Source organism: Bacillus sp. NMCC46 (assembly GCF_002998465.1).
In the GTDB taxonomy this organism is placed as follows: Bacteria; Bacillota; Bacilli; order Bacillales; family Bacillaceae; genus Bacillus.
In genome coordinates this window covers 1-26,396 of sequence record NZ_PVQZ01000006.1, presented here as the reverse complement: position 1 = coordinate 26,396, position 26,396 = coordinate 1, and the positions used below count along the sequence as shown (strand labels likewise).

The 26,396-nt window shown below is 41.6% G+C and carries 21 protein-coding genes, 7 tRNA genes and 1 rRNA gene; 8 read left to right on the top strand and 21 right to left on the bottom strand.

Going from position 1 to position 26,396, the window contains the following annotated elements; translation table 11 throughout:
• Positions 1 to 2: 2 nt before the first annotated feature.
• The 4 genes from C6Y01_RS15615 to C6Y01_RS15600 all read right to left on the bottom strand — a co-directional run bounded on the left by C6Y01_RS15615 (position 3) and on the right by C6Y01_RS15600 (position 2,405).
• Complete coding sequence (locus tag C6Y01_RS15615) at positions 3 to 767, bottom strand: ABC transporter permease (RefSeq protein WP_106038465.1); 765 nt, start codon at positions 765 to 767, stop codon at positions 3 to 5.
• On the bottom strand, positions 764 to 1,681 hold the full coding sequence (locus tag C6Y01_RS15610) for an ABC transporter ATP-binding protein (RefSeq protein WP_106038464.1): 918 nt from the start codon (positions 1,679 to 1,681) through the stop codon (positions 764 to 766). The genes C6Y01_RS15615 and C6Y01_RS15610 overlap by 4 nt, the downstream gene beginning before the upstream one ends.
• Before the next feature lie 14 nt (positions 1,682 to 1,695).
• Positions 1,696 to 1,887, bottom strand: coding sequence for a PLD nuclease N-terminal domain-containing protein (locus C6Y01_RS15605; RefSeq protein WP_106038463.1), 192 nt, complete (start codon positions 1,885 to 1,887; stop codon positions 1,696 to 1,698).
• Positions 1,888 to 2,048: 161 nt separating this feature from the next.
• Entirely contained in the window at positions 2,049 to 2,405 is a 357-nt protein-coding gene (locus tag C6Y01_RS15600) for a DUF2200 domain-containing protein (protein ID WP_106038462.1), read from the bottom strand.
• A gap of 477 nt (positions 2,406 to 2,882) precedes the next feature.
• Here C6Y01_RS15600 and C6Y01_RS15595 point away from each other — a divergent pair, with 477 nt between their 5' ends.
• Entirely contained in the window at positions 2,883 to 5,387 is a 2,505-nt protein-coding gene (locus C6Y01_RS15595) for an nSTAND3 domain-containing NTPase (RefSeq protein WP_106038461.1), read from the top strand.
• Complete coding sequence (locus tag C6Y01_RS15590; RefSeq protein ID WP_106038460.1) at positions 5,339 to 6,034, top strand: hypothetical protein; 696 nt, start codon at positions 5,339 to 5,341, stop codon at positions 6,032 to 6,034. The genes C6Y01_RS15595 and C6Y01_RS15590 overlap by 49 nt, the downstream gene beginning before the upstream one ends.
• Positions 6,035 to 6,091: 57 nt before the next feature.
• Here C6Y01_RS15590 and glmS read toward each other — a convergent pair whose 3' ends face one another.
• The 12 genes from glmS to C6Y01_RS15530 all read right to left on the bottom strand — a co-directional run bounded on the left by glmS (position 6,092) and on the right by C6Y01_RS15530 (position 15,136).
• Positions 6,092 to 7,894, bottom strand: a complete 1,803-nt coding sequence (glmS, locus tag C6Y01_RS15585; RefSeq protein WP_106038459.1) for a glutamine--fructose-6-phosphate transaminase (isomerizing) — start codon at positions 7,892 to 7,894, stop codon at positions 6,092 to 6,094.
• A gap of 571 nt (positions 7,895 to 8,465) precedes the next feature.
• Entirely contained in the window at positions 8,466 to 9,812 is a 1,347-nt protein-coding gene (glmM, locus tag C6Y01_RS15580) for a phosphoglucosamine mutase (protein WP_034664420.1), read from the bottom strand.
• Positions 9,813 to 9,837: 25 nt separating this feature from the next.
• Complete coding sequence (locus tag C6Y01_RS15575; RefSeq protein WP_106038458.1) at positions 9,838 to 11,247, bottom strand: CdaR family protein; 1,410 nt, start codon at positions 11,245 to 11,247, stop codon at positions 9,838 to 9,840.
• Positions 11,240 to 12,061, bottom strand: a complete 822-nt coding sequence (cdaA, locus tag C6Y01_RS15570) for a diadenylate cyclase CdaA (protein ID WP_060595397.1) — start codon at positions 12,059 to 12,061, stop codon at positions 11,240 to 11,242. Before cdaA ends, C6Y01_RS15575 begins: the two co-directional genes overlap by 8 nt.
• Positions 12,062 to 12,278: 217 nt before the next feature.
• Complete coding sequence (gene rsiW, locus C6Y01_RS15565; protein ID WP_034664492.1) at positions 12,279 to 12,905, bottom strand: anti-sigma-W factor RsiW; 627 nt, start codon at positions 12,903 to 12,905, stop codon at positions 12,279 to 12,281.
• A gap of 14 nt (positions 12,906 to 12,919) precedes the next feature.
• On the bottom strand, positions 12,920 to 13,483 hold the full coding sequence (gene sigW, locus C6Y01_RS15560) for an RNA polymerase sigma factor SigW (RefSeq protein ID WP_034664426.1): 564 nt from the start codon (positions 13,481 to 13,483) through the stop codon (positions 12,920 to 12,922).
• A gap of 183 nt (positions 13,484 to 13,666) precedes the next feature.
• Entirely contained in the window at positions 13,667 to 14,578 is a 912-nt protein-coding gene (rocF, locus tag C6Y01_RS15555) for an arginase (protein WP_034664429.1), read from the bottom strand.
• 136 nt (positions 14,579 to 14,714) lie between these two features.
• A tRNA-Gln gene (locus C6Y01_RS15550) sits at positions 14,715 to 14,786 on the bottom strand.
• Positions 14,787 to 14,790: 4 nt separating this feature from the next.
• Positions 14,791 to 14,875: transfer RNA gene (locus C6Y01_RS15545), tRNA-Tyr, on the bottom strand.
• Positions 14,876 to 14,903: 28 nt separating this feature from the next.
• A tRNA-Thr gene (locus C6Y01_RS15540) sits at positions 14,904 to 14,976 on the bottom strand.
• Positions 14,977 to 14,979: 3 nt separating this feature from the next.
• Positions 14,980 to 15,055, bottom strand: a tRNA-Val gene (locus C6Y01_RS15535).
• A 6-nt stretch (positions 15,056 to 15,061) separates the two neighbouring features.
• Positions 15,062 to 15,136 (bottom strand) — tRNA-Glu (locus C6Y01_RS15530).
• Between the two features lie 220 nt (positions 15,137 to 15,356).
• Here C6Y01_RS15530 and murQ point away from each other — a divergent pair.
• The 6 genes from murQ to C6Y01_RS15500 are packed head-to-tail and all read left to right on the top strand — an operon-like array spanning position 15,357 to position 23,089.
• Positions 15,357 to 16,268 (top strand): N-acetylmuramic acid 6-phosphate etherase, encoded by a 912-nt coding sequence (gene murQ / locus C6Y01_RS15525; RefSeq protein WP_106038457.1) that lies wholly within the window; start codon positions 15,357 to 15,359, stop codon positions 16,266 to 16,268.
• 14 nt (positions 16,269 to 16,282) lie between these two features.
• On the top strand, positions 16,283 to 17,152 hold the full coding sequence (locus tag C6Y01_RS15520; RefSeq protein WP_034664434.1) for a MurR/RpiR family transcriptional regulator: 870 nt from the start codon (positions 16,283 to 16,285) through the stop codon (positions 17,150 to 17,152).
• Entirely contained in the window at positions 17,149 to 18,522 is a 1,374-nt protein-coding gene (locus C6Y01_RS15515) for a PTS transporter subunit EIIC (protein ID WP_034664437.1), read from the top strand. Before C6Y01_RS15520 ends, C6Y01_RS15515 begins: the two co-directional genes overlap by 4 nt.
• Positions 18,523 to 18,541: 19 nt before the next feature.
• Positions 18,542 to 19,897 carry a penicillin binding protein PBP4B gene (pbp4b, locus tag C6Y01_RS15510; RefSeq protein ID WP_034664439.1) on the top strand — a complete coding sequence of 452 codons (1,356 nt, stop codon included), beginning with the start codon at positions 18,542 to 18,544 and terminating at the stop codon, positions 19,895 to 19,897.
• Between the two features lie 13 nt (positions 19,898 to 19,910).
• On the top strand, positions 19,911 to 21,830 hold the full coding sequence (locus C6Y01_RS15505) for a glycoside hydrolase family 3 protein (protein ID WP_034664441.1): 1,920 nt from the start codon (positions 19,911 to 19,913) through the stop codon (positions 21,828 to 21,830).
• 11 nt (positions 21,831 to 21,841) lie between these two features.
• Positions 21,842 to 23,089, top strand: a complete 1,248-nt coding sequence (locus tag C6Y01_RS15500) for an exo-beta-N-acetylmuramidase NamZ family protein (protein ID WP_034664443.1) — start codon at positions 21,842 to 21,844, stop codon at positions 23,087 to 23,089.
• Positions 23,090 to 23,128: 39 nt separating this feature from the next.
• Here C6Y01_RS15500 and C6Y01_RS15495 read toward each other — a convergent pair whose 3' ends face one another.
• The 5 genes from C6Y01_RS15495 to rrf form a co-directional block, all read right to left on the bottom strand.
• The gene (locus tag C6Y01_RS15495; protein ID WP_080869583.1) at positions 23,129 to 24,109 is read right to left on the bottom strand and encodes a bile acid:sodium symporter family protein; all 981 of its coding nucleotides are present in this window, start codon (positions 24,107 to 24,109) and stop codon (positions 23,129 to 23,131) included.
• Positions 24,110 to 24,155: 46 nt separating this feature from the next.
• Positions 24,156 to 25,595: a SulP family inorganic anion transporter gene (locus C6Y01_RS15490; protein WP_034664447.1), complete on the bottom strand. Its 1,440-nt coding sequence runs from the start codon at positions 25,593 to 25,595 to the stop codon at positions 24,156 to 24,158.
• Positions 25,596 to 25,950: 355 nt separating this feature from the next.
• A tRNA-Thr gene (locus C6Y01_RS15485) sits at positions 25,951 to 26,023 on the bottom strand.
• Between the two features lies 1 nt (position 26,024).
• A tRNA-Asn gene (locus tag C6Y01_RS15480) sits at positions 26,025 to 26,099 on the bottom strand.
• A 42-nt stretch (positions 26,100 to 26,141) separates the two neighbouring features.
• Positions 26,142 to 26,257: ribosomal RNA gene (gene rrf, locus C6Y01_RS15475) — 5S ribosomal RNA — on the bottom strand.
• Positions 26,258 to 26,396: the final 139 nt, after the last annotated feature.

The following is a 26,396-nucleotide window of genomic DNA, read 5'->3' as shown; positions in this document are numbered from 1 at the left end:
ACCTATAATTCTTGTTTTCTAAAAAGAAACCATCCAATGAGAAAAAAGATAACAATCAATACCGATACACCTAGAAAGCTTGTAAGAGTCTGATCCGAATAAGTCCCTCTATGAATCATCTCCTCTGCCGCACTTGTCACGCCTTTAGGCGCAAACTTCCCTAATGTATCCTCATAAAATGAAGGAACGGTAAATAGAATAAGGTTGATCACAAGCGATACACCGCCGGCTGTGACGGAACGCGTAAAGAACGCCGAAGCACAAATGGTCGACACGACAATCAGCAATAAATTGGGGTAATAAAGAAGCGTTCCTTTTACCACATTGACCCAATCCAGATGCCCAAATTGAATGTCCACATAATAAACGGAGGCAAGCACCGCCACCACCAAACTAAACAAGGTCAAACCAGCATAGGCGCATATTTTTGAGACATAATAACTCATTCGACTGATCGGCTTCACCATAATCATCGCCGTCACCCCAGAGGCACGCTCTCCAGCGATCGTCCCCATCACAATCATAATGAGAATAAAAACACCAAGCGAATCGAATTTACTCAATGCACTCGCTAAAGCCTCACCAGCGCTAGGCTCTGGTATATAAAATGTGGACCCTTCAGGTAAATTAGCTGATTTCGATAAAAGATCCGGCAGCATTTTGAGCGTAATAGGCTGTGTGATCATTAAAATCGTAAAAATGATCGGCACAAATAAAATTTTATAACTAGTGAATAACTCCCTAAATTCCTTTTTCAGCATCATCATGCATTCACAACCTTCATGAAAATATCTTCAAGCGTCAGCTTAGATAGTCGATAATGGAGGAGAACACCGCCAGTTTCAGTGATGAGACCAGGCAGCTCCTTCAACGCCATTTGTTGATCGTTCACTCGCACCTGATAACCGTCCCCTGCCTCAATGCATTCCTCCATCCAATCCTGCTCTTTTAACAAAGCCACTAATTTCGTATTCTTTTGTTCTAATTGAAATTCAATCACTGGCTGAATATAGTCTTCTTTGATCTGTTTCATGGAAGAGGACATTTCAATTTTTCCGCTGTTGATCATGATAATATGATCCGCCACCCTTTCAATGTCATCTAAAATATGGGTCGACATAAAGATCAACATCTCATGCTTTAAACGCTCAATCAAAGTCAGGACGTCTTTTCTCCCCATCGGATCAAGTGCGGACACAGGTTCATCTAGAATAAGAACCTTCGGGCTGTTGATGAGCGCCTGTGCAATGGCGAGCCTCTGCTTCATTCCTCCACTATAGCTGCCAATGGCACGATCCTTCGCCTCATACACACGGCAAAGCTTCAACAGCTCCTCAGTTTTGGAGCGAATGATGTTTTTCTCTAATTGAAATAACCCGCCAACCCAATGCATCCACTCCTGCCCCGTCATGTCCTGATAAAATGCAGGCTGCTGCGGACAATATCCAATCACATGACTGATGTCATCCATGTCCTTTGTCACATCCATACCCGCCACCTTCACGACGCCAGACGTAGGACGAGCAAGCCCCGTCAAAATCCGAATCGTCGTTGTCTTCCCCGCTCCATTGGCTCCTAAAAAACCGACACAACCAACTTCCCCAACAGAAAACGAAACGTTTTTTAAAATTTCATGCCGACCATACGATTTCGTCAGCCCTTGACACTCCAGCATATTCAAGCAAATCCCCCCTACTAAGATTGTTTACGACCAAAAATGAAATACGCAATAGGACCGGCACTCGCCACAAACACAATCACCAAAGCCCAAACCCACTTCACCTCTCCTCTGATCCTAGATGGATCTCTTTTCAGCAAATCAAACAAACCAATCACCATTAAAATGGCTTGCAGCAAAACGAGAGGTAAAATCATCTTCATATCCATCCACGCCACTCCTTTTTCATAACCAATTTGTTTTGATATCACTTCTTTTGACGACATGAAGAGTGAATTCGTTCAAATGGATTTTATTTTTATCGATCGAGTGGTCTATAAGATATAAAAAAGCCCAGTGAAAGTAAGTTCACTGGGCTTGCTTGTGATGGTCATAACGAATCTCGCAAAATCTTTTCCATCGTCTTTCCTTTCGCTAACTCATCAATCAGCTTATCTAGATACCGAATGTTTTTCATGGTTTCTTCCTCAATGTCTTCTACTCGAACACCACAGATGACTCCTTTGATTAAACTGCGGGAAGGATGAAGCTCAGGGGCCTCGGCAAAGAAGTTTTCAATATCTGTCTGTTGATCCACCCGTTCCTGCAGCTCTTCCGGACTGTACCCTGTTAACCAACAAATAATCGTATCGACTTCAGCCTTTGTTCGTCCTTTTCTCTCTGCCTTTGCGATGTAGAGAGGATAGACTTTTGCGAAGCTCATTGTATAGATTTTAGGTTTGGTCATGTGTTATTCCCCTTTTCTTTCTTAAAGTACTTTTATCCATGCATTAGAAGATAGTTACCCTCACGTTTTTAATCTGCCTAACCTTTTATGTCCAATCTAGTAATGAGGAATCTAGCTACAAAATAAACATTACAATAATAACCATATATACATAAATTATGATATAATTACTCGTTATCAACATGTGAAAGGAAGAAGAAAATTGTCTAATTACGATTTTCATGCATTACTTCAACCATTAGAGTTTGAAGTGTTGGTATGTGATGTAGTCTCTCAAAGAGAGAACGTTCCCTTTAGAACCTTTAAAGAGGGGCGAGATCAAGGCATTGATGGTTTTATACAGACGGTAAAACTGAAACCGTCATACAAGTAAAGCGTTATGCTCAGCAATCTTTTAAGCCTTTAATACATTCTTTAAAGCAAGACCTACAAAAAGTTCGCAAATTAAAACCAGATCGCTATATCTTAGGGATATCAATGGAGTTAACACGTCAACAAACGAAAGATATTGTTGAATTATTTAAAGAATTCAATGTGACTGAACACGATATATTAGATAGGGTTGAATTGAACAGACTCCTTTCACAGCCGACTTACAGAAAAGTGATAATTAATCAACCAAAGCTTTTAATTCCAAATTCAAATGTGCTTGAACACTTGTTAAAAGAATATCTACATAGTCGTATTTATAGAGAGTCTGCCTATAGATTAAAAGATGCTTGTAAAACAGCAAAAACTTTTATACCTTCAAAAGTCTATAGATCAGCAGTTTCGAATTGGGACATTAACCGAACTATCATACTTTCCGGAGAACCAGGTGTTGGAAAAACAACAATCGCTCAAATTCTAGCTTTAGCCCATTTGTATCAAAATCATTTAAACGGATTTAGATGGGTATACTCAATCGATGATATATACAGTATGTTAGATGAACACCAAATACAAGTTTTTATTTTAGATGATTACTGGGGAAGTATCCTCGAAAAAGAAAAGAATAAAAAAGAAGAAGAACGCTTAGCTAAGTTAATAAAGGATATCGAAAATTTCCCTAATGATACAAGATTAATTATTACAACAAGAGAATATATTCTTCAACAACTCATTCATCAAAGTCCTTTACTAAAAAAAGTATTTGATAACTATACCTTAATTTGCAACTTGGAAGCATACTCCGAGAGTGAAAAAGCAAGTATTTTATTTAGTCGTCTCTACTACTCAAAACTAAATTATGAGCATGTTAACTATTTGCATCTTCATACAGATGAGATTGTATATCACGACAATTATAATCCAAGGGTACTATCACTATTTTTAGATCAAAAACCTCAAAGTTATGAAACACCAGAAGATTACTTAAATCGATTGTTAAATTATTTAGATTGTCCAAGTGATTTTTGGAGAGATATTTTTGATAATTTATCTAATGAAGCAAAGTTTGTAGCTTTTTTACTACTAATTACTTCAACACCTTCATTACAAGAGGATGTAGAAGTCTGCTACAAAAATTCTTTACATTATTATTTCAATGAAACGCACACGAAGAATTTAAGTGAGAGTCTTAGAGAACTTGAAGAAACCATGATCAAGACCGTTTATGATGATGAGTATGATGATATCTTTATATATTTTATAAACCCATCAGCACAAGATTTTCTGCTTGACTTCTTGAAAGAGAATTGTGAACAATGGATTCCCAAGCTACTGCCTTGCTGCTCCTTCTATAATCAATTATTGTTTCTATTTAAGAATGTATCACCTTCTTGTAGTTCAAACATTAGTGAACAGATCATACAAAGTTGTATAGAACATTATGATGATTATACAACTAGTTTTTCAGAAAACGATAATATATGGAATATTGATATTTTAGAACAAGAAAAGGGAAGCTTAGATAGATTCTTTGATTTACTTAGAATTTATCTAACACAAAATCAAAAACAACCGAGACTTTATAAATTTTTAGAGTATAAAATCAATCAGTACTGTATTGATATGGGGAGTAATGACCCTAAAGAATATCAATATAATGATTTGCATAATTTACCTGATTATATCGTAAGTTGCACAAATATTGGAATGGCTTTTAACGGATATAAATTAATAGATAAATACTTCAAAAACGCCTTTAGTGTGTTTCATTATAAAGCGATGGAACGTTTTCGAGAAATATTTCCTAAGGAGTACGAAATATTTTATGAATCTTTTAACTCAAAAATTAGAAAAAATATAAAACAATTGATTTTTTCAGAGTTGGATTTTTTAGAAGAATACTGCATGGATGTAGAATTAGATATGTTAATTGATAGCATTCCTGACTTATGTGACTTTTATGGCCTTCAATACTCAATAGAAATGGATAAACAAATTGAGCTTTTATATGGACGCTCACCTACACGAATAAATAATGACCATTCAATAATGAACAGACATTCGCCAACTGATAATTTAAGTGAACATGACGTAAGTACAGTAAAATATAACGCATATGATTGGATGTATGGAAAGGAAGAAGAATTAATAGAAAATGATGAAGTTATCGAACTTATATCAAAAAGCAAACTTTCGAATGGTGTCAAAGATAAATTAAATCTCGTATTAGACAATAATTCACCAGTTTACATCTATCAGTTACTAAATACGAAAGAATCTTTGAATTTATTAATCGCAACATTAGAAAAAGACGGTTCAATGCTACCTGAGAGAGAAACCGACTTATATATGAAAACGTTAACCTATTTAACCCAAGGTGATTCTACATTATTAATAAATTTAATTGACTTTTGTATTGATTCATTTTGTTCATTCATGTATCGGGAACAACCTTTATTTCGAAAAAGGGAATTTTTAAAAAGTAACATTTATAGAGATCATTTAGCAGATAACCCTCCACTCAAAAATATTGTGTATGAACATTTAATATTAGAGGATGAACAGTGGTTCGATTTATTAATATTCCATTATTCGTCGCTTGCTTTTCGATGAGTATAAGTTTTAGCATTGATGATGATGAATTACTAGAAATCTACCCCGAAATATGGGGTGAAAATTCAAAAAAAATCAAACGAATAAAGCTGGAGAATGGAAAAAAATTATCTGAACTATTTTATCCTGAATTTGGAGAATACTACATCTATAACAGTGAGTGGGAAAGCATATTATATAGGCTTTTCGAAGAGTTAACACCATATCATTTTAATCAATTCTATGTTGAACCTGCCATTAAGCGATTTATGAAGCAATTAGGAGATGGCGATGAATCATCAAAAGTATTAAAACTCATGTCTACTATGGAGTTGTTATTAGAATATGAACAGCATGATAAAATTAATCATATCGGCCAACAATATAGTATTAATGACGAACAAAATCTAATAGAGAAATTAGGAATAGCTGATTTTGATTTTTGGGATTTGCCTTCGATTCCCCAAAATACGTTTACTTATTTAATTAAAGGTGACTTAATAAAACGTAAAGCACATAATTGTGAAGTGCCAATTTACAAAATAGAGAACATCTGTTTAATAAAAGAGCTTGGAGTTTATAGTTACTCATTAACATCCATAAAAAAGATTGAAAATCTCCTTAAACGCTTTGAAAATGGTGATTATTCGCAAATAATAGTAACCTAAACAAAAAACACCCCTTTAACAAATTCTCAAAGGGGTGTTTCATTATAAAAATTAAACCTACTCCACCGTCACACTCTTCGCAAGGTTACGTGGTTTATCCACATCACACCCGCGATGAAGTGCTGCGTAATAAGCGATGAGCTGTAATGGGACAACAGATGCAAGTGGTGCAAGTGCTGGGTCTACAGCTGGAAGGACGAAACGGTCGCCTTCGTCTTCTAGGCCTTTTAGTGAGATGACACATGGGTTTGCTCCGCGTGCCACGACTTCTTTGACGTTACCGCGAATGCTGAGGTTCACGTGCTCTTGCGTTGCAAGGGCAATAACCGGTGTGCCTTCTTCAATTAAAGCAATTGTGCCGTGTTTGAGTTCTCCGCCAGCAAATCCTTCTGCTTGGATGTAAGAGATCTCTTTTAGTTTTAGTGAACCTTCAAGGCACACATAGTAATCAAGTCCTCTTCCGATAAAGAATGCGTTACGTGTCACTGTGAAGAAGTCACGAGCGATTTGTTCCATTTCATCCTTTTGATCGACAAGGGCTTCCATTGCATTTGCTACAATCCCAAGTTCTTTCACAAGATCAAAGTCAAGAGATTGACCATTTAATTCGGCTGCAACTGATGCAAGGATCGCAAGAACAGCAATTTGTGCTGTGTAAGCTTTTGTTGAAGCCACTGCAATTTCTGGTCCTGCATGAAGAAGCAATGTGAAGTCCGCTTCACGAGAAAGCGTAGATCCTGGTACGTTTGTGATCGTTAATGCTTTATGACCAAGCTCTTTGACTTGAACAAGTACAGCACGGCTGTCCGCTGTCTCCCCAGATTGAGAAAGGAAGATGAACAACGGCTTTTTCGATAGAAGCGGCATGTTGTAAGAGAATTCACTTGCTACATGGACTTCTACAGGTACTTTCGCCCAGTCTTCAATATATTGTTTACCGACAAGTCCTGCATGGTAGCTTGTTCCGCAAGCCACAATGTAAATGCGGTCTGCTTCTGCTACTGCGCTTGCGATATCGCCAGCGACTGACAGCTTGCCGTTTTCGTCTTGATATTCTTGGATGATTTTGCGCATGACAAGCGGCTGCTCATCCGTTTCTTTTAACATGTAGTGAGGATATGTGCCTTTCTCGATGTCGCTTGCATCTAGCTCAGCGATATAAGAAGGACGTGTCATGATATCACCGTCAAGGTTTTTGATGATCACCTCGTCTTTTGTGACAATGACCATTTCTTTATCCATTAATTCCGCATATTCGTTTGTTACTTGAAGCATCGCCATTGCGTCAGAAGCTACAACGTTGAAATCTTCTCCGAAACCAACCAATAATGGGCTTTTGTTTTTCGCCACATAGATTGTTTCTTTGTTTTCGTTATCGAAAAGGGCAATTGCGTAAGAGCCTTTTAGTTGAAGAAGCGTTTGACGGAAAGCTTCCTCTGTATCAAGACCTCTACTTACAAATTGTTCGATAACTTGAACAACAACCTCTGTATCTGTGTCGCTTTTTAGTGTGACGTCTTGTAAATATTCGCGTGTCAATTGTACATAGTTCTCGATGACACCGTTATGAACAAGCGTAAAACGGCCAGAAGCACTTTGATGCGGATGCGCATTTAGATGGCTTGGTACACCGTGTGTTGCCCAGCGTGTATGTCCGATTCCTGCTGAAGATGCTACGTTTGCATCAACAACTTCACGAAGCTCAGCAATACGTCCTTTTTCTTTGAACACATGCACGCCTTCTTCGTTTGCCACAGCGATACCTGCTGAGTCATACCCGCGGTACTCAAGCTTCTCTAAACCCTTTAATAAGATTTCCTTCGCATCATTCTGACCAATATAACCTACGATTCCACACATAAATATTCTTCCTCCCGTTCATGTGAAAGGGACAAAGAAAGCCTACTAAAATAGAAGGGACATTTCTTCGTCCCTCTCTACATGTTTAATTTGGGAGATCATGTGTATTCCCTTTGTACAAAGAGTCACCTCTTTGCTTTAAAGAAACACTTACGGCTGTGATCTCTTTTTTGATCAGCCGGGAGGCATCCGCCGAAAATTCGATAACCTCCATCCTCGTCAACTAAGCATCTTTCGTCCGATCGCTTAGTTCGGGCGCTATAATTATAAGAGAGTTGCTGAACATCTACCCTGCCTTTCCTGATAGAATAAAAATCCAGTAACACAAGGATGATTGTACTATAAGGTCTGACCTCCGTCAATCACAATTTAGCGGGTGATCCCGCTCAAGAAAGTGAGACCTCCATACACTATATGCGATGAGGCTTGTCACGTTCTACTTTTGATGTGCTCTCCTATGTATGAAGGCAGCAATAAATTGCCTTCGCTTATAAGATTCGTACAAATCCATCCATTTATGACGTTTATTCGAAAAAAAAGCAAACCGCCGCTGGCGATTTGCTTTCATCTATTACTCGATACCCATTTCCTCTTTCACAACAGCGGTAATTCGAGTCACATATTCATCACACAGCTCTTTTGTTTTCGCCTCTGCCATCACGCGTACAAGCGGCTCTGTTCCAGATGGACGAACAAGAATACGGCCGTCTCCATTCATCTCTTTTTCGACCTCTTGAATCACTGCTTTTACTTTTTCATTTTCTTCCACTTTATATTTATCAGACACTTTCACATTCACTAGAAGCTGCGGGAATTTTTCCATTTCAGCTGCAAGCTCTGACAATGTTTTTCCTGTTGCTTTGAGTGTATTGACAAGCATGATCGCAGAAAGCATGCCATCACCTGTCGTATTGTAATCAAGGAAAATCAAATGGCCTGATTGTTCACCGCCGACATTATAGCCATCCTTTTTCATCGCTTCAACCACATAGCGGTCACCAACAGCGGTTTGGATGCTCTTAATGCCTTGTTTCTCCAGCGCTTTATAGAAGCCTAGGTTACTCATGACCGTGGACACGACGGTGTCATCCTTTAATCGGCCTTCACCCTTCAAATAACGTGCACATATGTACATAATTTGATCGCCGTCTACAATATCACCTTTTTCATCGACAGCAATTAAACGGTCTCCGTCACCATCAAACGCCAGACCAATATCTGCACCCTTCTCCTTCACAAAAGCAGAAAGTGCCTCTGGATGAGTTGAGCCGACACCATCATTGATATTCAATCCGTTTGGTGATGTTCCCATTGTGGACACATCAGCATCTAAATCCGCAAATAAATGTGTCGCTAGAGAAGAGGTTGCACCGTGAGCACAGTCAAGCGCCACGTGAATACCTGTGAAATCCTCGTCCGCTGTCTGCTTCAAGAATTGCAAGTATTTCTGACCTCCTTCAAAGTAGTCATTCATCGTTCCAAGATCCGCTCCAACTGGGCGTGGCAATTGATCGACCGGCTGATCCATCAGCTGCTCAATTTCATTCTCCTGTTCATCAGACAGCTTAAAGCCGTCACCGCCGAAGAATTTAATTCCGTTGTCTTGAACTGGGTTGTGAGAAGCAGAGATCATGACACCCGCTTCTGCGTCCATTGCCTTCGTTAAATAAGACACACCAGGTGTTGAGATCACACCTAGACGCATCACTTCAGCGCCAATTGAAAGTAAGCCTGCAACGAGCGCTCCTTCTAGCATATGACCGGATACACGTGTGTCTCGTCCAACGAGTACCTTTGGACGTTCTTTATCCTTCGTGAGCACATAGCCGCCAAATCTCCCAATTTTAAATGCGAGCTCTGGCGTTAATTCGCTATTCGCCACACCCCTTACACCATCAGTTCCAAAGTACTTGCCCATGTTTCAATCGCTCCTTTTTTACCATTCAAGAGGACGCTTCGTCCTCTTTTTTATCTTCTTTGATCCGCTGTCTCTGACTTGATTCTTTCTTTGCTTTATCTTGCGTGGATTCTTCTTTACTCTTCTCATCCTGATCATCGTCATCAGAAGATGGATCCTTGCGATCATTCGTAGACGCTGGCTGATCTTCTGTCTCAGTAGAAGTCAGTTTCACTTTGACCTTTGATCTCGATAATGTCAACGTCACATTTTGAGGACCGTTCACTTGAATGGTGACCTCATGTGTTCCTTCGTTCAAGTCCCCGACATTGATATAGGCTTCAAGATCTGAAGCCTTTAGTTTATCAATCGCACTTTTTGATCCCTTTGCTGTTAACGAGAGCCGTCCAGAAGATGGGCTCACAAAATCGGAGGTGAGATCCTTGCTCAGACCCACGACAGAAATCGGTACATTATCGATCTTTTTTTCTTGAGCTGTTGCAACCTTCACCTTGATTTTAACCGTTTCGGGCGATACCTTTTTCACACCATCTGGCAGGGGAATGTCGGCATCAATCTCCGTATCATCTTTGATCTTGCTTAGGTCCAGCTTGACGCCATCAATAAAATCAAGCGAATCCAGCACTTTTTGAGAGCCGTACACCGTGACCTCACTCGGGCTTGTCTCAATGCTTGAGATACTGATCCCGTCAGGTAAGCTGCCCGTCCGCTCTATTTTAAACGGAACCTTTTTGCTTGGACTTGAGATGGGAACTGTAATATTCACCACAGAGGGACTCAATTCGACTGGCAGCTCGTTCCCGCTGCTATCATACACAGTGAGCCTCGCTTCCTTTTCAATTTGCTGATCGACATCCTCTAGGTTCACAAATGCTTTAATGACAGAAATTTTGTCGATCACGTCCTTTGAGCCAGTGACTGTGACCTTTTTCGGATTCACAATAGGCTGTTCAGGTGAATAGCCATCTTTGATTTTATTTTGATTATAAAATTCAGTTTCAACAGGAAATTCTGCTGTTGTTTTTTCTTGTATCGTCACCGTCGTCACAGATGGGTTGATCGATAGTGTGAGCCCTTTTGATACATCTCTTGCCTTCAGCTCCACTTTATGGGTACCTGTCGATAAATTCTGCATATCTGCATATATTTCGAAGTTCTTTGTTTGTCTTGCTGTTTTCACAGCACTCGTTGACCCTTTAATCGTCACATTGACTGTTTGCGGCACACCAGTAACGACGTACTTCTCGTCATCATAATACGCCTTAACAGGAATGTCGGTTAAAGTTGCTTCATCTGTCGTCGATGTTGGGAAAAAGGATTCACCGATTTTTTTCGGCGTGGGCGCTTGCGCTGAATTGACTGCACCGTACAGCAATAAAGCGAAGACCAATGCAAGAAGCTTTACGGCCCAGCGATTATTCAAAATCTTATCCATTTTTCTTGCCCCTCCAATACCATTTGGTCGAGGAAGCATCTTTGCTGTTCTTACTAAATTCAGCAATCAGCATTTCTTCAAGCGCTTCTTCTGTCAATTCTCGGTGGAGATCACCATTTCTTGCGACAGAAATGCCGCCTGTCTCCTCAGAAACGATGACGGTTAAGCTGTCTGTCACTTCACTAATTCCGACTGCCGCCCTGTGTCGCGTCCCCAGTTCCTTAGAGATAAAAGGACTTTCTGACAGCGGTAAATAACAAGCCGCAGCTGCAATCTCATCACGCTTCATAATGACAGCACCGTCATGAAGCGGTGTATTTGGAATGAAAATATTAATGAGCAGCTCTGAACTCACCTTTGCATTCAAAGGAATTCCAGTCTCTATGTAATCATTCATCCCAGTATCACGCTCAATTGTCAAAAGCGCGCCGATTCTGCGTTTTGCCATATATTTAATTGCTTTTGTAATTGCCTCGATCGTTTTCTGCTGCTGTTCCTCTATAGGTGTCCCGCTTCTTGAGAAGAAACGGCCGCGCCCAAGCTGCTCAAGCGCTCTCCTTAGCTCTGGCTGAAAAATAATAATGATCGCAAGGAATCCCCACGTAATCGCTTGATCCATCAGCCATTGAAGTGTGTTAAGACCGAGATACGCACTTCCCATCCTGACAAGAACAATGACCACAATTCCCTTTAAAAGCTGAACCGCTTTTGTTCCGCGGATGACCATCATTAATTTATATATCACATACCAAACAACGAGAACATCAACAGCATTACCGAGGTACTGCAAAAAAGGAATATCCCCTAAAGCCATTTCCTCGTCCTCCAGAATTTTCAGTTATTCTTCGTTTGATGCATTTTTGATAAAAAAAGAGCCTATGTGTAAATACATAGCGTGGCTATTATACCACATTTTGTTTCAGCAAGGAAAACAGTTGCCATATATGGCTGGCGTGCTAGTTCGCATACATTCTGACCTATAATATAGAAAAAGAGCAGCCCCCTAAAGAGACTGCTCTCGACCCGTATGATTACTTTTGCTCCTCTGGTCCAATGACCCGCATCACATTTTGTGCTGTAGATTTCATTTTGTACCAAATCCAATCAAACACTTCATTAATTTCATTAATTTGACCAGTGACTTGTCCGGCAGAAGCAGTCAGCTGTTCCCCATTGACGACGGTGACATTTCCATCAACCTTGCCTTCTACAATCAGCTTGCCATTTTTAACAGTGACATCACCTTTTACGGTTTCCCCTTTAGGTACGGTCACTGTATCATTTACAACGACGAGATTCGGCTGCTTCGACACACTGAAATTATGATCGGTATTCCAGCTTGTAAACAGACTGCCTCCCATCAAAATGAGAAAGAGGGCAGCGGCCACCATCAGCGGATGAGCTTTGATCCATCTTTGAACCGACACACGCTTTTTTTCCTTTGGAAGACCTGCCATCACCTTTGCAGTGAAATCAGTTGGTGCTTCTATATGAGATGTACTCTGCACAAGCGCGATGGATTTCTCAATTTGTTGAAAATGAGTACGGCACTCCTCACACGATTGCAGATGGCTCTTTAATTCTTTTTCGTCTTGGGGCTCAATGTCCCCGTCTAAATACTGATGCATAAGCAGGACGATTTTTTCCTGACAGCTCATCAAAATCACCTCACTCAAAGGTCTCTCAACTGTTTCCGGAGAGCCTCTCTACCCCTGTGTATTCTCGTTTTTACCGTACCAACGGGTATATTCAGAATCTCGCTAATTTCTTTTAACGAGAGTTCATCAATATACTTTAATACGATGACCGAACGATATTTATCGGGTAATCTTAGAATTTTTTGCTGAATGGTACTCGATAATTCAAGAGACACCACCTCTTCCTCTGGCAAAATGCCATCAGCAGCAATTTGAGAATACATATTCAGTCCTTCTGTTCCTGCCACCTCTGCATCTAAATAATAATCCGGCTTTTTTTTGCGAATACGGTCGATGGTCAGGTTGGTTGCAATGCGGTACAGCCACGTAGAAAACTTACGATTTACATCAAAGCTTTCAATATTCACATAGGCACGAATAAACGCCTCCTGTGCAATATCCTCTGCTTCGTGTGCATTCCCAAGCATACGGTAGCACAGCTGATAAATTTTGTCTTTATACAGGTCTACGATGTCTGCAAATGCGTTCTGGTCGCCTTTTTTCACTTGCTTAATTCTCTTTTTAATCATTGTGTCCATAGTATATTCAACCTCTGCCTTCACCGGTCTTTATGTATACGAATCTCTTTCCAAAAGGTTTCATTCTCCTCTAAAAAATAGTGTAACAAATTTTTGACAGCGTGTTACGCATATCCACCGGTAAAAACCTTAATATATCCTTAAATTTCTCCAAAACAAAAAAGAACGGGAACAAGTCCCGCTCTACAATAGCTTTTCGCCCATTAACGAACCAATCAACGCAACAGCTGCCTCGGCTGTTTTATTTTTTTCATCCAAAACCGGATTCACCTCAACAAATTCAGCTGAAGTCAAAATACCCGCTTCCTCTAAAAGCTCCATGGCAAGATGACTCTCCCGGTAACTAATGCCGCCCGCCACAGGAGTTCCTACACCAGGGCACTCCGCTGGATCTAGTCCATCTAAATCAAGTGACAGGTGGACACCATCTGTTCTTTCCTTTAAATATGAAATGGCTTCCTCCATCACCCTTGTCATCCCTAAACGATCTATTTCATGCATCGTATACACTTTAATGCCTTTCTCTCTAATCAATGCCCGCTCTCCTTCATCTAAGGATCGAGCACCAATTATAACAACATTCTCAGGCTTCAATTTAGGGGAATAACCACCAATGTTCGTTAAATCAGCATGCCCAAGGCCGATACTGACTGCAAGCGGCATACCATGTATATTTCCAGAAGGAGAGGTTTCCTCTGTATTTAAATCACCGTGTGCATCATACCAAATGGCACCTAAGTTTTCATAATGCTTGGCTACCCCCGCAAGTGTTCCTATCGCAATGCTGTGATCACCGCCTAAAATGAGCGGGAATGAGCCTGATTGCACAATACTGTCAACCTTCTCAGCTAGCAGCTGATTCGCACCAGCATTCTCCGTTAAATTTTTTAGCTTTTCACTTGTATATAAACCTTTCTCATCATCTCTTTGTTCAACCAAAATATCGCCGAGATCCTCCACATCAAATGAAAGCGATTCCAATTTTTCTTTTACGCCTGCACACCGAATGGCACTCGGTCCCATATCGACGCCCCTTCTCATTTGACCCAAATCCATCGGAACTCCGACAATCGTGACCTTCTTTTGATCTCCCATATGTACATCCCCTTTCCGTTCATGCTTATATTTTACTTTCTCGATGCCTTCTGACTCAACTCAACAATATTTTGAATAGTTATACATTCCGTCTGCCAACATAAAAAAAGACACCTTTTTGAAAAAGGTGTCTTAACTGGGCTAGCTGGATTCGAACCAACGCATGACGGAGTCAAAGTCCGTTGCCTTACCGCTTGGCTATAGCCCAAAAATGGTGGAGGGGGGCGGATTCGAACCGCCGAACCCGGAGGGAGCGGATTTACAGTCCGCCGCGTTTAGCCACTTCGCTACCCCTCCACATATGGAATTGATAAAGAAAAAACAGTGCCGGCAAGAGGACTTGAACCCCCAACCTACTGATTACAAGTCAGTTGCTCTACCAGTTGAGCTACACCGGCATATGGTGGAGGATGACGGGCTCGAACCGCCGACCCTCTGCTTGTAAGGCAGATGCTCTCCCAGCTGAGCTAATCCTCCACATCATGGTGACCCGTACGGGATTCGAACCCGTGTTACCGCCGTGAAAGGGCGGTGTCTTAACCGCTTGACCAACGGGCCAGTTTGTCAAGTTTGCTGTTTCCGTGAAGCTGACAAAAGTTATTATATACAGGTTGTCCCCCTTTTGTAAAGGGGATTTTTATTTTTTTTATTTTCTAATTATTTACCTCCAGTTAGCACAACGTTTCGAGTGAAATATAATTTCAATATTTAAATATAATGTTGAAATTTCATATCACACTGAATATACTGAAAATGAAGAAATAAGGAGGAATGTCGCATGCAGCCATCTCAATTGCGTTCTTTGACAACAGAATCAAGAAACCCTAACACAATGGGAATATCACAAGCAGATCCGCTCGAAATACTCCAGCTGATCAATGAAGAAGATATGAAGGTCGCTCAAGCAGTGAACCGTGTCCTACCACATGTCAAAACAGCAAGTGACTTCGCCTATGAATCCATTTCAAATGGGGGTAGACTCGTTTATTTAGGAGCCGGGACAAGCGGCAGACTTGGCGTGATGGATGCTGTTGAATGTCCCCCTACCTATAGCGTCTCACCTGATGTGATTGTCGGTATCATGGCAGGCGGCGACTCTGCTTTTTCACATGCTGCCGAAGATGTGGAAGACAGTGAAGAAGCCGGCAAACAGGATTTAGTACACATTCACCTGACATCAAAAGATACGGTCGTCGGTATCGCCGCCAGCGGCAGGACACCCTACATCATCGGCGCTTTAAACTACGCTAAATCCATCGGCGCAAAAACAGTAGCCCTCAGCTGCAATGAACAAGCAGAAATTAGCGAGCTGGCAGACTGCGCCATTGAAGTCATTGTAGGACCAGAAGCCATCACTGGGTCAACACGAATGAAAGCCGCATCCGCTCATAAAATGATTTTAAATATGCTTTCCACCTCTGTCATGATCAGACAAGGTAAAGTATATGAAAACCTGATGGTTGATGTAAAAGTCAGCAATTATAAATTAAAAGAACGCGCCATCACCATCCTTCAACATGTGACAAACGCTTCCTATGAACAAGCCGTGAAGACTCTTGAAGCAGCAGACTTAGAAGTCAAAACCGCCATCGTCATGCTCCAAACAAACACAGACAAAAAAACAGCCAAGGATTTACTCAACAAAGCGAATGGCCATATCGACAAAGCCATCTCTCATCATCAATCCTAAAGGAGGCAGAGCTCATGTCAGCAGGTGGACTCACCCTACTACACACAATGAAAGCAAAGCTCCCCCAATCTGAAAAAATCATTGCAGACTATATTCTTGCCCATCCTGACAAAGTCATTAAGAGCACAGTACACGAGATCAGCCAGGCAGCCGGTGCAAGCAGCTCTGCAGTCATCCGCCTTTGTAAATCTCTCGGGCTAGATGGCTATCACGATTTAAAAATGCGAATCGCTGGAGACTTGATGCACAACGATAAACAAGGCTACCGTGATATCGAACAAGATGAACCGATTCAATCCATTATTCAAAAAACAGCAGGAAACTCGATTCAATCAATTAAGGACACCGCTTCTATTTTAAATGCAGATGCATTAGAAAAAGCTGTTCAATTACTGCTGCATGCAAACCAAATCCATTTTATCGGCGTCGGCGCATCTGGCATCGTCGCAGCGGATGCCCAGCAGAAATTTCTCAGAATCAATTATGCAGCGACTGCCTTCACTGACATGCACATCGCATCAACGGTCATCGCAAATGCAGGAAAGAATGACATCGTGTTCGGTATATCCTTTTCAGGAGAAACGTTAGACATCATTCAAGCTCTTCAGCTTGCAAAAGACAATCAAGTGAAAACCATTGCCTTAACGCATCCTGGTCAAACAAGCGTTTCTGCCTTAAGTGATGTTCACCTATCGACGTCCGGTTCCAATGAAGCACCTTTTCGCAGTGCAGCCACTTCCTCTAGAATGGCACAGCTCTACTTAATTGATGTCTTGTTCCTCAGCTTAGCTTCCCGTCAATATGAAGAGACAGCGCAATATATTGACAAGACAAGACATGCCATCCGCTCCATGAAACGAAAATCAAAGGGGGATTCAACATGAGTCATCAAACGAAATATCAGCAGTTGGCGAAAGACATTCTTTCTCTCTGTGGTGGTTCTGAAAACATCTCTTCCCATACACATTGTATGACGCGTCTCCGAATTACACCGATTGACAATGAACAAGTTCACATCACAAAAATCAAAGAACTCGATGGCGTCATTGGAGTCGTTGAGGCAGAAACGCTGCAAATTATCTTAGGTACTGGTGTTGTCAACCAAGTATCAAGTGCGTTTGAACAACTGCTAAATGCCTCTGGCTCGTATGATTTAAACAATGAAGCACAAAAAAACAAGCAAGCCATTTCACAAAAGAACCGCACACCGTTCAAGCTGTTCTTACGACGGGTTGCCAGCATTTTTATTCCTATCATTCCGGCACTCGTTGCATCGGGTCTTATTACAGGAATTACGAAAGCAATCGTGCAAGCAGGCTGGCTCGATGAAAAGTCTCAAGCAGCGATCATTTTAACCGTTATTGGTTCAGGCTTGTTCGCATATCTCGGTATTTTAGTCGGAACAAATGCCGCAAAGGAGTTTGGAGGCTCTCCTGCATTAGGCGCTTTAGCTGGTATCCTCATTATTAACCCAGCCTCCGCAGATATTATGTTATTTGGCACAAATATTCTACCAGGCAGAGGCGGACTCATCGGTGTTCTTCTAGCCGCCATCTTTATGGCGCTTGTGGAAACCCGAATTAGACGCTTCGTCCCGCAGTCACTTGATATCATCGTCACACCTACCATCACACTACTCATTACAGGCATTTTTACGTACGTTGTCTTCATGCCAGTCGGCGGATTTATATCTGATGCCATTACCTCAGGATTAACTTATCTATTAAATATGGGCGGAATCTTCGCTGGATTTGTTCTTGGTGCGACCTTCCTTCCACTTGTTGTGACAGGACTTCACCAAGGACTGACACCAATTCATATGGAACTCATCAATTCCATTGGAGATGACCCTCTTTTGCCAATTCTCGCTATGGGCGGTGCAGGACAGGTCGGTGCGGCATTCGCCATTTATATGAAAACAAAAAAGAAAAAACTCAAAAGAGCCATTGCAGGTGGACTTCCTTCAGGGATGCTCGGCATTGGTGAACCACTCATTTTCGGTGTCACACTCCCGCTGGGACGGCCATTTCTCACCGCTTGTCTTGGCGCTGGAATCGGCGGCGCATTTCAAGCCTACTTCCAAATTGCAACGAAGGCGATTGGTGTATCAGGTCTCCCATTAACCTTTATTGTTCACACACATCAAATGCTTCTTTACTTAATCGGACTCTTTATTGCATATGTCGCTGGATTTATTTTCACATACTTATTTGGTTTTCATGATGATATGGCTGTTGAATTTGAGGAAAAATAAGCAATAGGAGGTCTAACTCTTGAAGAAATACTTTCTCTTAATAACAAGTCTGCTCATGCTCCTTGGATTACCCGTACAAACATTTGCAACTAGCTCCCATCCTGTATCGTCTTTGTCTAAAACAGCACCTGAAGAATATCCCGTCTTAAAAAAGGCAAAACGACCGGAACAAGCAGGTTTTTCTTCCAGGCAGCTTAGGAAGGTTGATCACATGATTCAAAACGACATCAAAGCAGGATTTCCAGGAGCCGCACTCATCATTATCAAAGACGGAAAAATCGTCCATCAAAAAGCCTATGGCTACAGGCAAAAATACGAAGGCACAACTGAACTTAAATCATATAAGAAAATGAAAAAGAATACACTGTTCGACTTGGCATCCAACACCAAAATGTATGCGACCAACTATGCCCTGCAAAAGCTCGTCTACGAGAAAAAACTGGATGTGAACGAAAAAATACAATCCATCCTGCCAGATTTTAAAGATGAACCAGATGCAAAGGTAACCGGCAAAGAACAGCTCCGTGTAAATGATCTTCTGACCCATTCTGCCGGACTCCCTTCCAGTGTCTTATTTTATAGCAAAGAAGCCGCCGGCTCCTTTTTCTCTCAAGATAGAAAGACAACAATGAAATGGCTGCCAAAGGTGCCGCTGCAATACAAACCAGGCACCCAGCACATTTATAGTGACATTGATTACATGCTGTTAGGCATGATCATTGAGAAAAAAACAGGTATGCCTCTTGATCAATATGTAGAGTCGACAATCTATCGGCCGCTAGGTCTCAAACATACAATGTTCAATCCACTGCAAAAAAGATTCAAACAAAAGCATTTTGCAGCAACCGAACGTTTAGGTAATTCGCGAGATGGTGTCATTGATTTTGAAAACATTCGCAGGTACACCCTGCTAGGCGAAGTCCACGATGAGAAAGCATATTACTCAATGGCAGGTATCTCTGGTCATGCTGGACTTTTTTCTAACATATCAGACATGGCCGTGCTGCTCCAGCTCATGCTGAACAAAGGAGGCTATGGAAAAACCACCATCTTTGATCAAGCTTCTATCGATCTCTTTACAGCCTCTTCTGATACAAACCCAACATACGGGCTAGGCTGGCGAAAAAACGGTCATACTGACATGGAATGGATGTTTGGAAAATATGCAAGTAACGAAGCCTATGGACATACTGGCTGGACCGGAACCATGACATTGATTGATCCAAAACATAATCTAGGTATCGTCTTGCTGACAAATAAGAAACATTCGCCTGTCGTTTCACCTGAAACCAACCCAAATCAATTTGAAGGTGACCTTTTCCCAACTGGTACTTATGGAAGCATCATGACCGCAATCTACGAATCTTTTAAGTAAAAGGAGGAATTCGATGTTAAAAGCTCTTTTCCCCGCTGCTCTGGTTTTGGCCCTGCTAACCTCTTCCATTCCAACGGAAAAGGTTAGCTCTGCCCCTCTTCCAACCGCAAAACAAATGGTGCAAGACATGTCCCTGGATGAAAAGATAGGTCAAATGCTCATGCCAGACTTTCGCAATTGGCAAACAAAAGATGAATCTGCACCTACAGGCTTAACAAAGATGAATAAAGAAGTGTCTCATCTTGTTGAAAAATATCATCTAGGCGGTGTCATCTTATTTGCGGAGAATGTCGTTGATACGAAACAAACCGTCAAACTCACTCATGAATTTCAAAAAGCATCACCGAACATTCCATTACTCATTTCAATTGATCAAGAAGGTGGAATCGTCACAAGATTACAAAAGGGAACACATTTCCCAGGAAATATGTCGATTGGTGCCTCTAGAAGTAAGAAAAATGCATACGACACAGGTAAAATCATCGGCAAAGAACTAAATGCACTAGGGATCAATACAAACTTCTCTCCTGTGCTTGATGTGAATAATAACCCAAACAACCCCGTCATTGGTGTCCGTTCCTTTAGCTCTGATCCTGCTCTCGTCACTAGGCTCGGTCTTCAAACCATGAAAGGACTTCAAAAGGAAAAAACTATTTCGACACTCAAGCATTTCCCGGGACATGGTGATACAGCTGTCGATAGTCACTACGGCTTGCCGCTCGTAGAACATGATCTAGATCGTTTAAAAAAGGTTGAGCTCTATCCGTTTCAACAAGCCATCAACGCTGGTGCGGATATGGTCATGACCGCTCATGTTCAATTCCCTGCCATTGACCACACAACGTACAAAAGCAAAAAAGATGGCGAGGACATTATGGTTCCAGCAACCTTATCGAAAAAAGTCATCACACACTTATTAAAAGAAGAGATGGGCTTTCAAGGAGTTGTCGTAACAGACGCCCTAAATATGAAAGCGATTGCAGATAACTTTGGGCAGGAAGAAGCCGTGGTGATGGCTATTAAGGCAGGTGTCGACATCGCCCTTATGCCAGCACCAGTCACCTCTCTAAAAACAGAAAAAAACCTAGAGAATGTGTTCAATGCTGTAAAACAGGCGATTGTAAAGAAAGAAATTCCGATGTCTCAAATCAACCAATCTGTTGAAAAAATTCTTCAATTGAAGATCAAACGCGGCATCATTTCTTCCAAGAAACCCATCACCCTTGAGAAAAAAATCAAAAAAGCCACTCAAGTCGTTGGGAAAAAGTCGCACCGGAAAGCAGAACAAAAAATGGCACGTGAAGGGATCACCCTGCTTAAAAACAACGAAAAGACCTTACCATTCCAGCCTAAAAAGAATGACAAGATCTTGGTCATGGCACCTTACGAAGATCAGACAAAAGCCATGTCTGTCACAATTGACTCTCTGATCAATAAAAAAAGGATCAAACCTGTACGTATCCAATCATATGCGTTTGCGGATAAGACTTTCACTAAAGAAACAGCCAAACTGATTCAAGATGCTGACTATGTGATTACTGGCTCTTACGTTGTCCAAAATGACCCAGCTGTGAATGATGGTGTGATTGATGACAATGTCCAGGACCCGAAAAAGTGGGCTACTGCTTTTCCGCGTGCTGTCATGAAAGAAACAGCAGCACAAAACAAAAAAATGGTCATCATGAGTCTAAGAAATCCTTACGATGCGGCAAATTTTGAGGAGGCTGATGCCTTACTAGCCGTTTACGGTTTTAAAGGCTACTCAAACGGACAATTCAATCAGCCAAATATTCCTGCTGGATTAGAAGTGATATTTGGCGCTGCATCACCTAAGGGCAAATTGCCTGTGGATATCCCATCTGTCACTCATCCAAATCAAACCCTGTATCCATTCGGCTATGGACTCAACTTGAAAGGGAAACAGATCAAATAGGAGGGATTCTCTTGAAAAAAACAGCAAGCTTGATACTCGCAAGCATTCTCATCATGAGCACATTGACCGCAGCCTCCCCTGCAGAGCAAGGACGAACAGACACAAAAGGAAAAAAAGCAACGGTCAAAACAGGGATCGAAACACTACTCTCAAGCAACCTTTCATGGTTAAAAGGAAAAAGAGTCGGTCTCATTACGAACCCAACTGGCATTGATGCAAATATGAAAAGCAGTGTCGATCTCCTATTTGAGCATCCAAATATCAAGCTTACTGCTCTATATGGGCCTGAACATGGTGTGCGCGGCGATGCACAAGCAGGAGAAGGCGTCGAATCCTATACCGATGAAAAAACGGGTCTCCCTGTTTACTCTCTCTATGGAAAAACAAGAAAACCAACGCCTGATATGCTTAAAGATGTAGATGTTTTGCTGTTTGATATCCAAGATGTTGGCGCTCGTTATTACACCTATATTTACACGATGGCTTATGCGATGGAAGCCGCTAAAGAAAACAACATTCCCTTTGTTGTCCTAGACCGTCCAAACCCCATTGGCGGACTAAAAGTAGAAGGCCCTGTCTTAGAACCTGAGCACGCTTCATTTGTAGGGCTCTATCCAATACCATTAAGACATGGGATGACCACTGGTGAACTAGCAAAATTCTTTAACAAAGAGTTTCATATCAATGCTGATGTCACAGTCATCAAAATGAAAAATTGGAAGCGTTCCATGACGTTTGATGACACGAAGCTGCCGTTCGTCCTTCCTTCACCTAACATGCCGACAGTGGATAGTACCTTTGTATATCCCGCCACAGGATTAATTGAAGGCACAAATGTCTCTGAAGGCAGAGGAACAACAAAACCGTTCGAACTCATTGGCGCTCCATATATCAATAGCAGCGAACTAGCAGATTATTTAAATCAGTTAAAACTAAAGGGTGTACAATTTAGACCAGTATCATTCACCCCCACTTTTTCTAAACATGCAGGTAAGCTATCACACGGTGTGCAGCTATACGTCACAGACCGCTCTTCATTCGAAGCGGTAAAAACAGGGTTATCCATCATCAAAGCAATACATGATTTATATCCAAAAGACTTTCAGTTCCTTCAAACAGGCAGCTTTGATAAACTCATCGGAAATGGTTGGATCAAAGAAGAAATCAATCAAGGTACTTCCGTCAAACACATCATGAAGCGCTATCATCACGACCTCAAATCGTTCGAAAAGAAACGGAAGAAATATCTCATCTATTAATTCGCAAAAAGACCTCCATCTCATAAGATGGAGGTCTTTTCATGATAAAGATTTAGTCACAGCAGGCGCCTTCAGCTCAAAACGATTGAGTAAGAAACCAAACAAGGCAGCAAGCACTTGCTGAAATAGCATGCCAATCACAACAGGGACAGCAACAGCAGGCGGGAAAAAGCTAATAGCAAGCACAGCTCCGGCACTAATATTTCTCATGCCGCCCGTATACACAATGGCCACAATCTCCCCTTGAGTACATTTCATCACCTTTCCAATCAACCATGCAAAAGCATACCCACTCATCGCAATGAAAAAGACAGTCGCTGCTTTGCTAAAAAATGCAACATCCAGTTCACGCAAATATGGGGCGACAACAGAACTGTTAATCGATACGACAACAAACAAGCCTAATTTTGAAAAAGGAGACAGGGTCTGACCAATTGTTTTCGTCACCGATGGCTTTGCATACTGGCGAACGAGCATCCCTAAAATAGAGGGCAGCACCACCATACCAAACAGCCCTTTCATGATTGCGACCATGTCCATATGGACCTGTGTACCGACGAAGAGTGACAAGCTGGCTGGCACAATCAATGGCGAAAGCAATGTATCAATTAAAATGATGGATAACGTTAACCCGACATTCCCTTTATACATCGCCGCCCATATTAAACTAGAAACACCTGTTGGAATCACCATCGCAAGCGTCAAACCGGTGATCGTCATGGAATCACCCGCAAATATCAAATGCCCTGCTGACCAGGCATAAAAAGGCATCAGCACATGTAAAATCATAAACGATAAAATCAAAGGCAATGGGTGCATCACCGTATGCTTTAAAGCTGAAAAAGTAGATGACAAGCTCCCTGAAAATGTCATCATGGCAAATACCCAGGGCACCATAAACGTATAATCCTTTAAATAGGCCGACAATAGTACACCGAGTAACACACTAATGGGCGTAATAAGCGGCATCATCCGGCCGAGCACTTGGTTCAAACGCACAAGCATGCCGGCCACCTCCATCCTTCACTTTCTTACCTTTTCTATTGTAACAAACAGAAAGATCTTTTTAAGAACCATTCACCTGTTTCACAAGCTTTCGACTCGAGGTATCCATTCCAACTACGTCTACCTGTACACCAGCTGCTTGATACTTTTCCTTTACACGTTCTATCGCTGCCACGCCTGATTCATCCCATATACGCGCTTCAGACAAATCAATCACAACGGCTTGGAGATCTTTCTCCTGATGGAACGCTTGGATGAAATCAGTGACAGAAGCAAAGAAAATTTGCCCTTTAATTCGATACACCCAAATACCCGCTTGGCTTTCTGTAGAGGTAATATGAAGCTTTGATATTTTTGCTACAAAGAATATCGCACTAAGCAGCACACCTGCAAACACACCTTTTGATAAATCATGAGTCAACACCACAGTCACGACCGTGACAATCATGACAATAGAATCTGTTTTCGGATTCTTTTTTAGCTGCTGAAAGGAACTCCAATCAAATGTCCCAACGGAGACCATAATCATCACAGCCACAAGAGCAGCCATCGGAATTTGAACCACCACATCTCCGAGTACAAAAATCAGCACCATTAGAAATGCACCCGCTACAAAGGTAGAAAGACGGCCACGCCCGCCTGCCTTCGTATTAATCACTGATTGACCAATCATCGCACAGCCAGCCATACCACCAAAGAATCCTGCAACCACATTAGCAATCCCTTGACCTCTCGCTTCCTTGTTCTTACGACTAGACGTCTCCGTCATATCATCGACAATCTGTGCAGTTAAAAGAGACTCAAGTAAACCAACCATCGCAAGTGCTAAAGAATAAGGAAAAATGATAGTAAGTGTCTCCCAGCTAAACGGTACTTGAGGAATCAGAAAAGCAGGCAAAGAACTAGGAAGCTCTCCCATATCTCCAACCGTTCTAACATCAATATGTCCAAATACAGCAATGATCGTCATGACAATAATCGCAATGAGTGGGGAAGGTATCACTTTTACCACCATCGGCAATAAATAAATAATCAACAAGGCGCCACCTGTCATGATATACATGGCCATTGATTCTCCGACGAAATGTGGAAGCTGAGCCATGAAGATCATAATAGCCAACGCATTCACAAAACCAACCATCACGGACCTCGGAATAAATTTCATCAGACGAGACACTCGGCAGAGTCCAAACACTATTTGAATCAGACCTGTTAAAATCGTAGCTGCAAACAAATATTGCAATCCATGATCGGCAACCAAATTAACCATGACCAGAGCCATAGCCCCTGTAGCGGCCGAAATCATACCTGGCCGTCCACCAACAAACGAAATCACAATTGCAATACAAAACGAAGCATACAACCCGATCTTCGGATCAACGCCCGCAATAATTGAAAACGCAATCGCCTCAGGAATTAAAGCCAGAGCCACTAAAATACCCGCAAGCACATCCTGACGCACTTGCCCAAACCATTCTTGCTTTACAAATAAATCTTTCAAACCATCTACTCCTTTTTATATACATACCGAACATGGAAAAAGAAGATCAACCAAACCTGGAGATGAAGAAAGGAAAAATAAATAATGCTTCACTTTCGGGGGGGAAGAGGGACGTACAGAGTCTTTTGTTAGAGAGGATATCATCACTTTAGTAAGAATATAAGAAAGGCACTAAAGAATCAAGAACAAAAAGAAGGAATGTGTAGAAAATTGATACAAAGCTTCCTTAAAAATCGATCTATTCCATTTTCATTAGTCTACTTGTCACTGAGCAAGTTCAACATTTTAAAACAAACAAAAAAAGCCTTCTCATCATCGAGAAACCTTAAACATTAATCATTATAATTTAGAGGAAAGCTTCCAAGCGGGCTCGAACCGCTGACCTCTTCCTTACCATGGAAGTGCTCTACCTACTGAGCTATGGAAGCATGGCTCCGCAGGTAGGACTCGAACCTACGACCGATCGGTTAACAGCCGATAGCTCTACCACTGAGCTACTGCGGAATGATAAAGTAACTTCTTCCATTGGAAGGATATAAACAAAAAGCTTGGCGGCGTCCTACTCTCACAGGGGGAGACCCCCAACTACCATCGGCGCTGAAGAGCTTAACTTCCGTGTTCGGTATGGGAACGGGTGTGACCTCTTCGCTATCGCCACCAAACCTGATGGAGAGAATGTTCTCTCAAAACTAGATAACAATGTTCAAGCTTCACATTAGAATAAAGGTTAAGTCCTCGATCTATTAGTATCTGTCAGCTCCACGTGTCACCACGCTTCCACCTCAGACCTATCAACCTGAT

Excerpts from the sequence above, each read along its gene's own strand:
- murQ (WP_106038457.1), top strand. The coding sequence starts at position 15,357 with ATGCAGCCATCTCAATTGCGTTCTTTGACAACAGAATCAAGAAACCCT.
- C6Y01_RS15575 (WP_106038458.1), bottom strand. The coding sequence starts at position 11,247 with ATGGATAAGATTTTGAATAATCGCTGGGCCGTAAAGCTTCTTGCATTG.
- C6Y01_RS15615 (WP_106038465.1), bottom strand. The coding sequence starts at position 767 with ATGATGATGCTGAAAAAGGAATTTAGGGAGTTATTCACTAGTTATAAA.
- rsiW (WP_034664492.1), bottom strand. The coding sequence starts at position 12,905 with ATGAGCTGTCAGGAAAAAATCGTCCTGCTTATGCATCAGTATTTAGAC.
- glmM (WP_034664420.1), bottom strand. The coding sequence starts at position 9,812 with ATGGGCAAGTACTTTGGAACTGATGGTGTAAGGGGTGTGGCGAATAGC.
- C6Y01_RS15495 (WP_080869583.1), bottom strand. The coding sequence starts at position 24,109 with ATGGAGGTGGCCGGCATGCTTGTGCGTTTGAACCAAGTGCTCGGCCGG.
- rocF (WP_034664429.1), bottom strand. The coding sequence starts at position 14,578 with ATGGGAGATCAAAAGAAGGTCACGATTGTCGGAGTTCCGATGGATTTG.
- C6Y01_RS15600 (WP_106038462.1), bottom strand. The coding sequence starts at position 2,405 with ATGACCAAACCTAAAATCTATACAATGAGCTTCGCAAAAGTCTATCCT.
- sigW (WP_034664426.1), bottom strand. The coding sequence starts at position 13,483 with ATGGACACAATGATTAAAAAGAGAATTAAGCAAGTGAAAAAAGGCGAC.
- C6Y01_RS15520 (WP_034664434.1), top strand. The coding sequence starts at position 16,283 with ATGTCAGCAGGTGGACTCACCCTACTACACACAATGAAAGCAAAGCTC.
- C6Y01_RS15595 (WP_106038461.1), top strand. The coding sequence starts at position 2,883 with ATGGAGTTAACACGTCAACAAACGAAAGATATTGTTGAATTATTTAAA.
- glmS (WP_106038459.1), bottom strand. The coding sequence starts at position 7,894 with ATGTGTGGAATCGTAGGTTATATTGGTCAGAATGATGCGAAGGAAATC.
- cdaA (WP_060595397.1), bottom strand. The coding sequence starts at position 12,061 with ATGGCTTTAGGGGATATTCCTTTTTTGCAGTACCTCGGTAATGCTGTT.
- C6Y01_RS15515 (WP_034664437.1), top strand. The coding sequence starts at position 17,149 with ATGAGTCATCAAACGAAATATCAGCAGTTGGCGAAAGACATTCTTTCT.
- C6Y01_RS15505 (WP_034664441.1), top strand. The coding sequence starts at position 19,911 with ATGTTAAAAGCTCTTTTCCCCGCTGCTCTGGTTTTGGCCCTGCTAACC.
- C6Y01_RS15605 (WP_106038463.1), bottom strand. The coding sequence starts at position 1,887 with ATGGATATGAAGATGATTTTACCTCTCGTTTTGCTGCAAGCCATTTTA.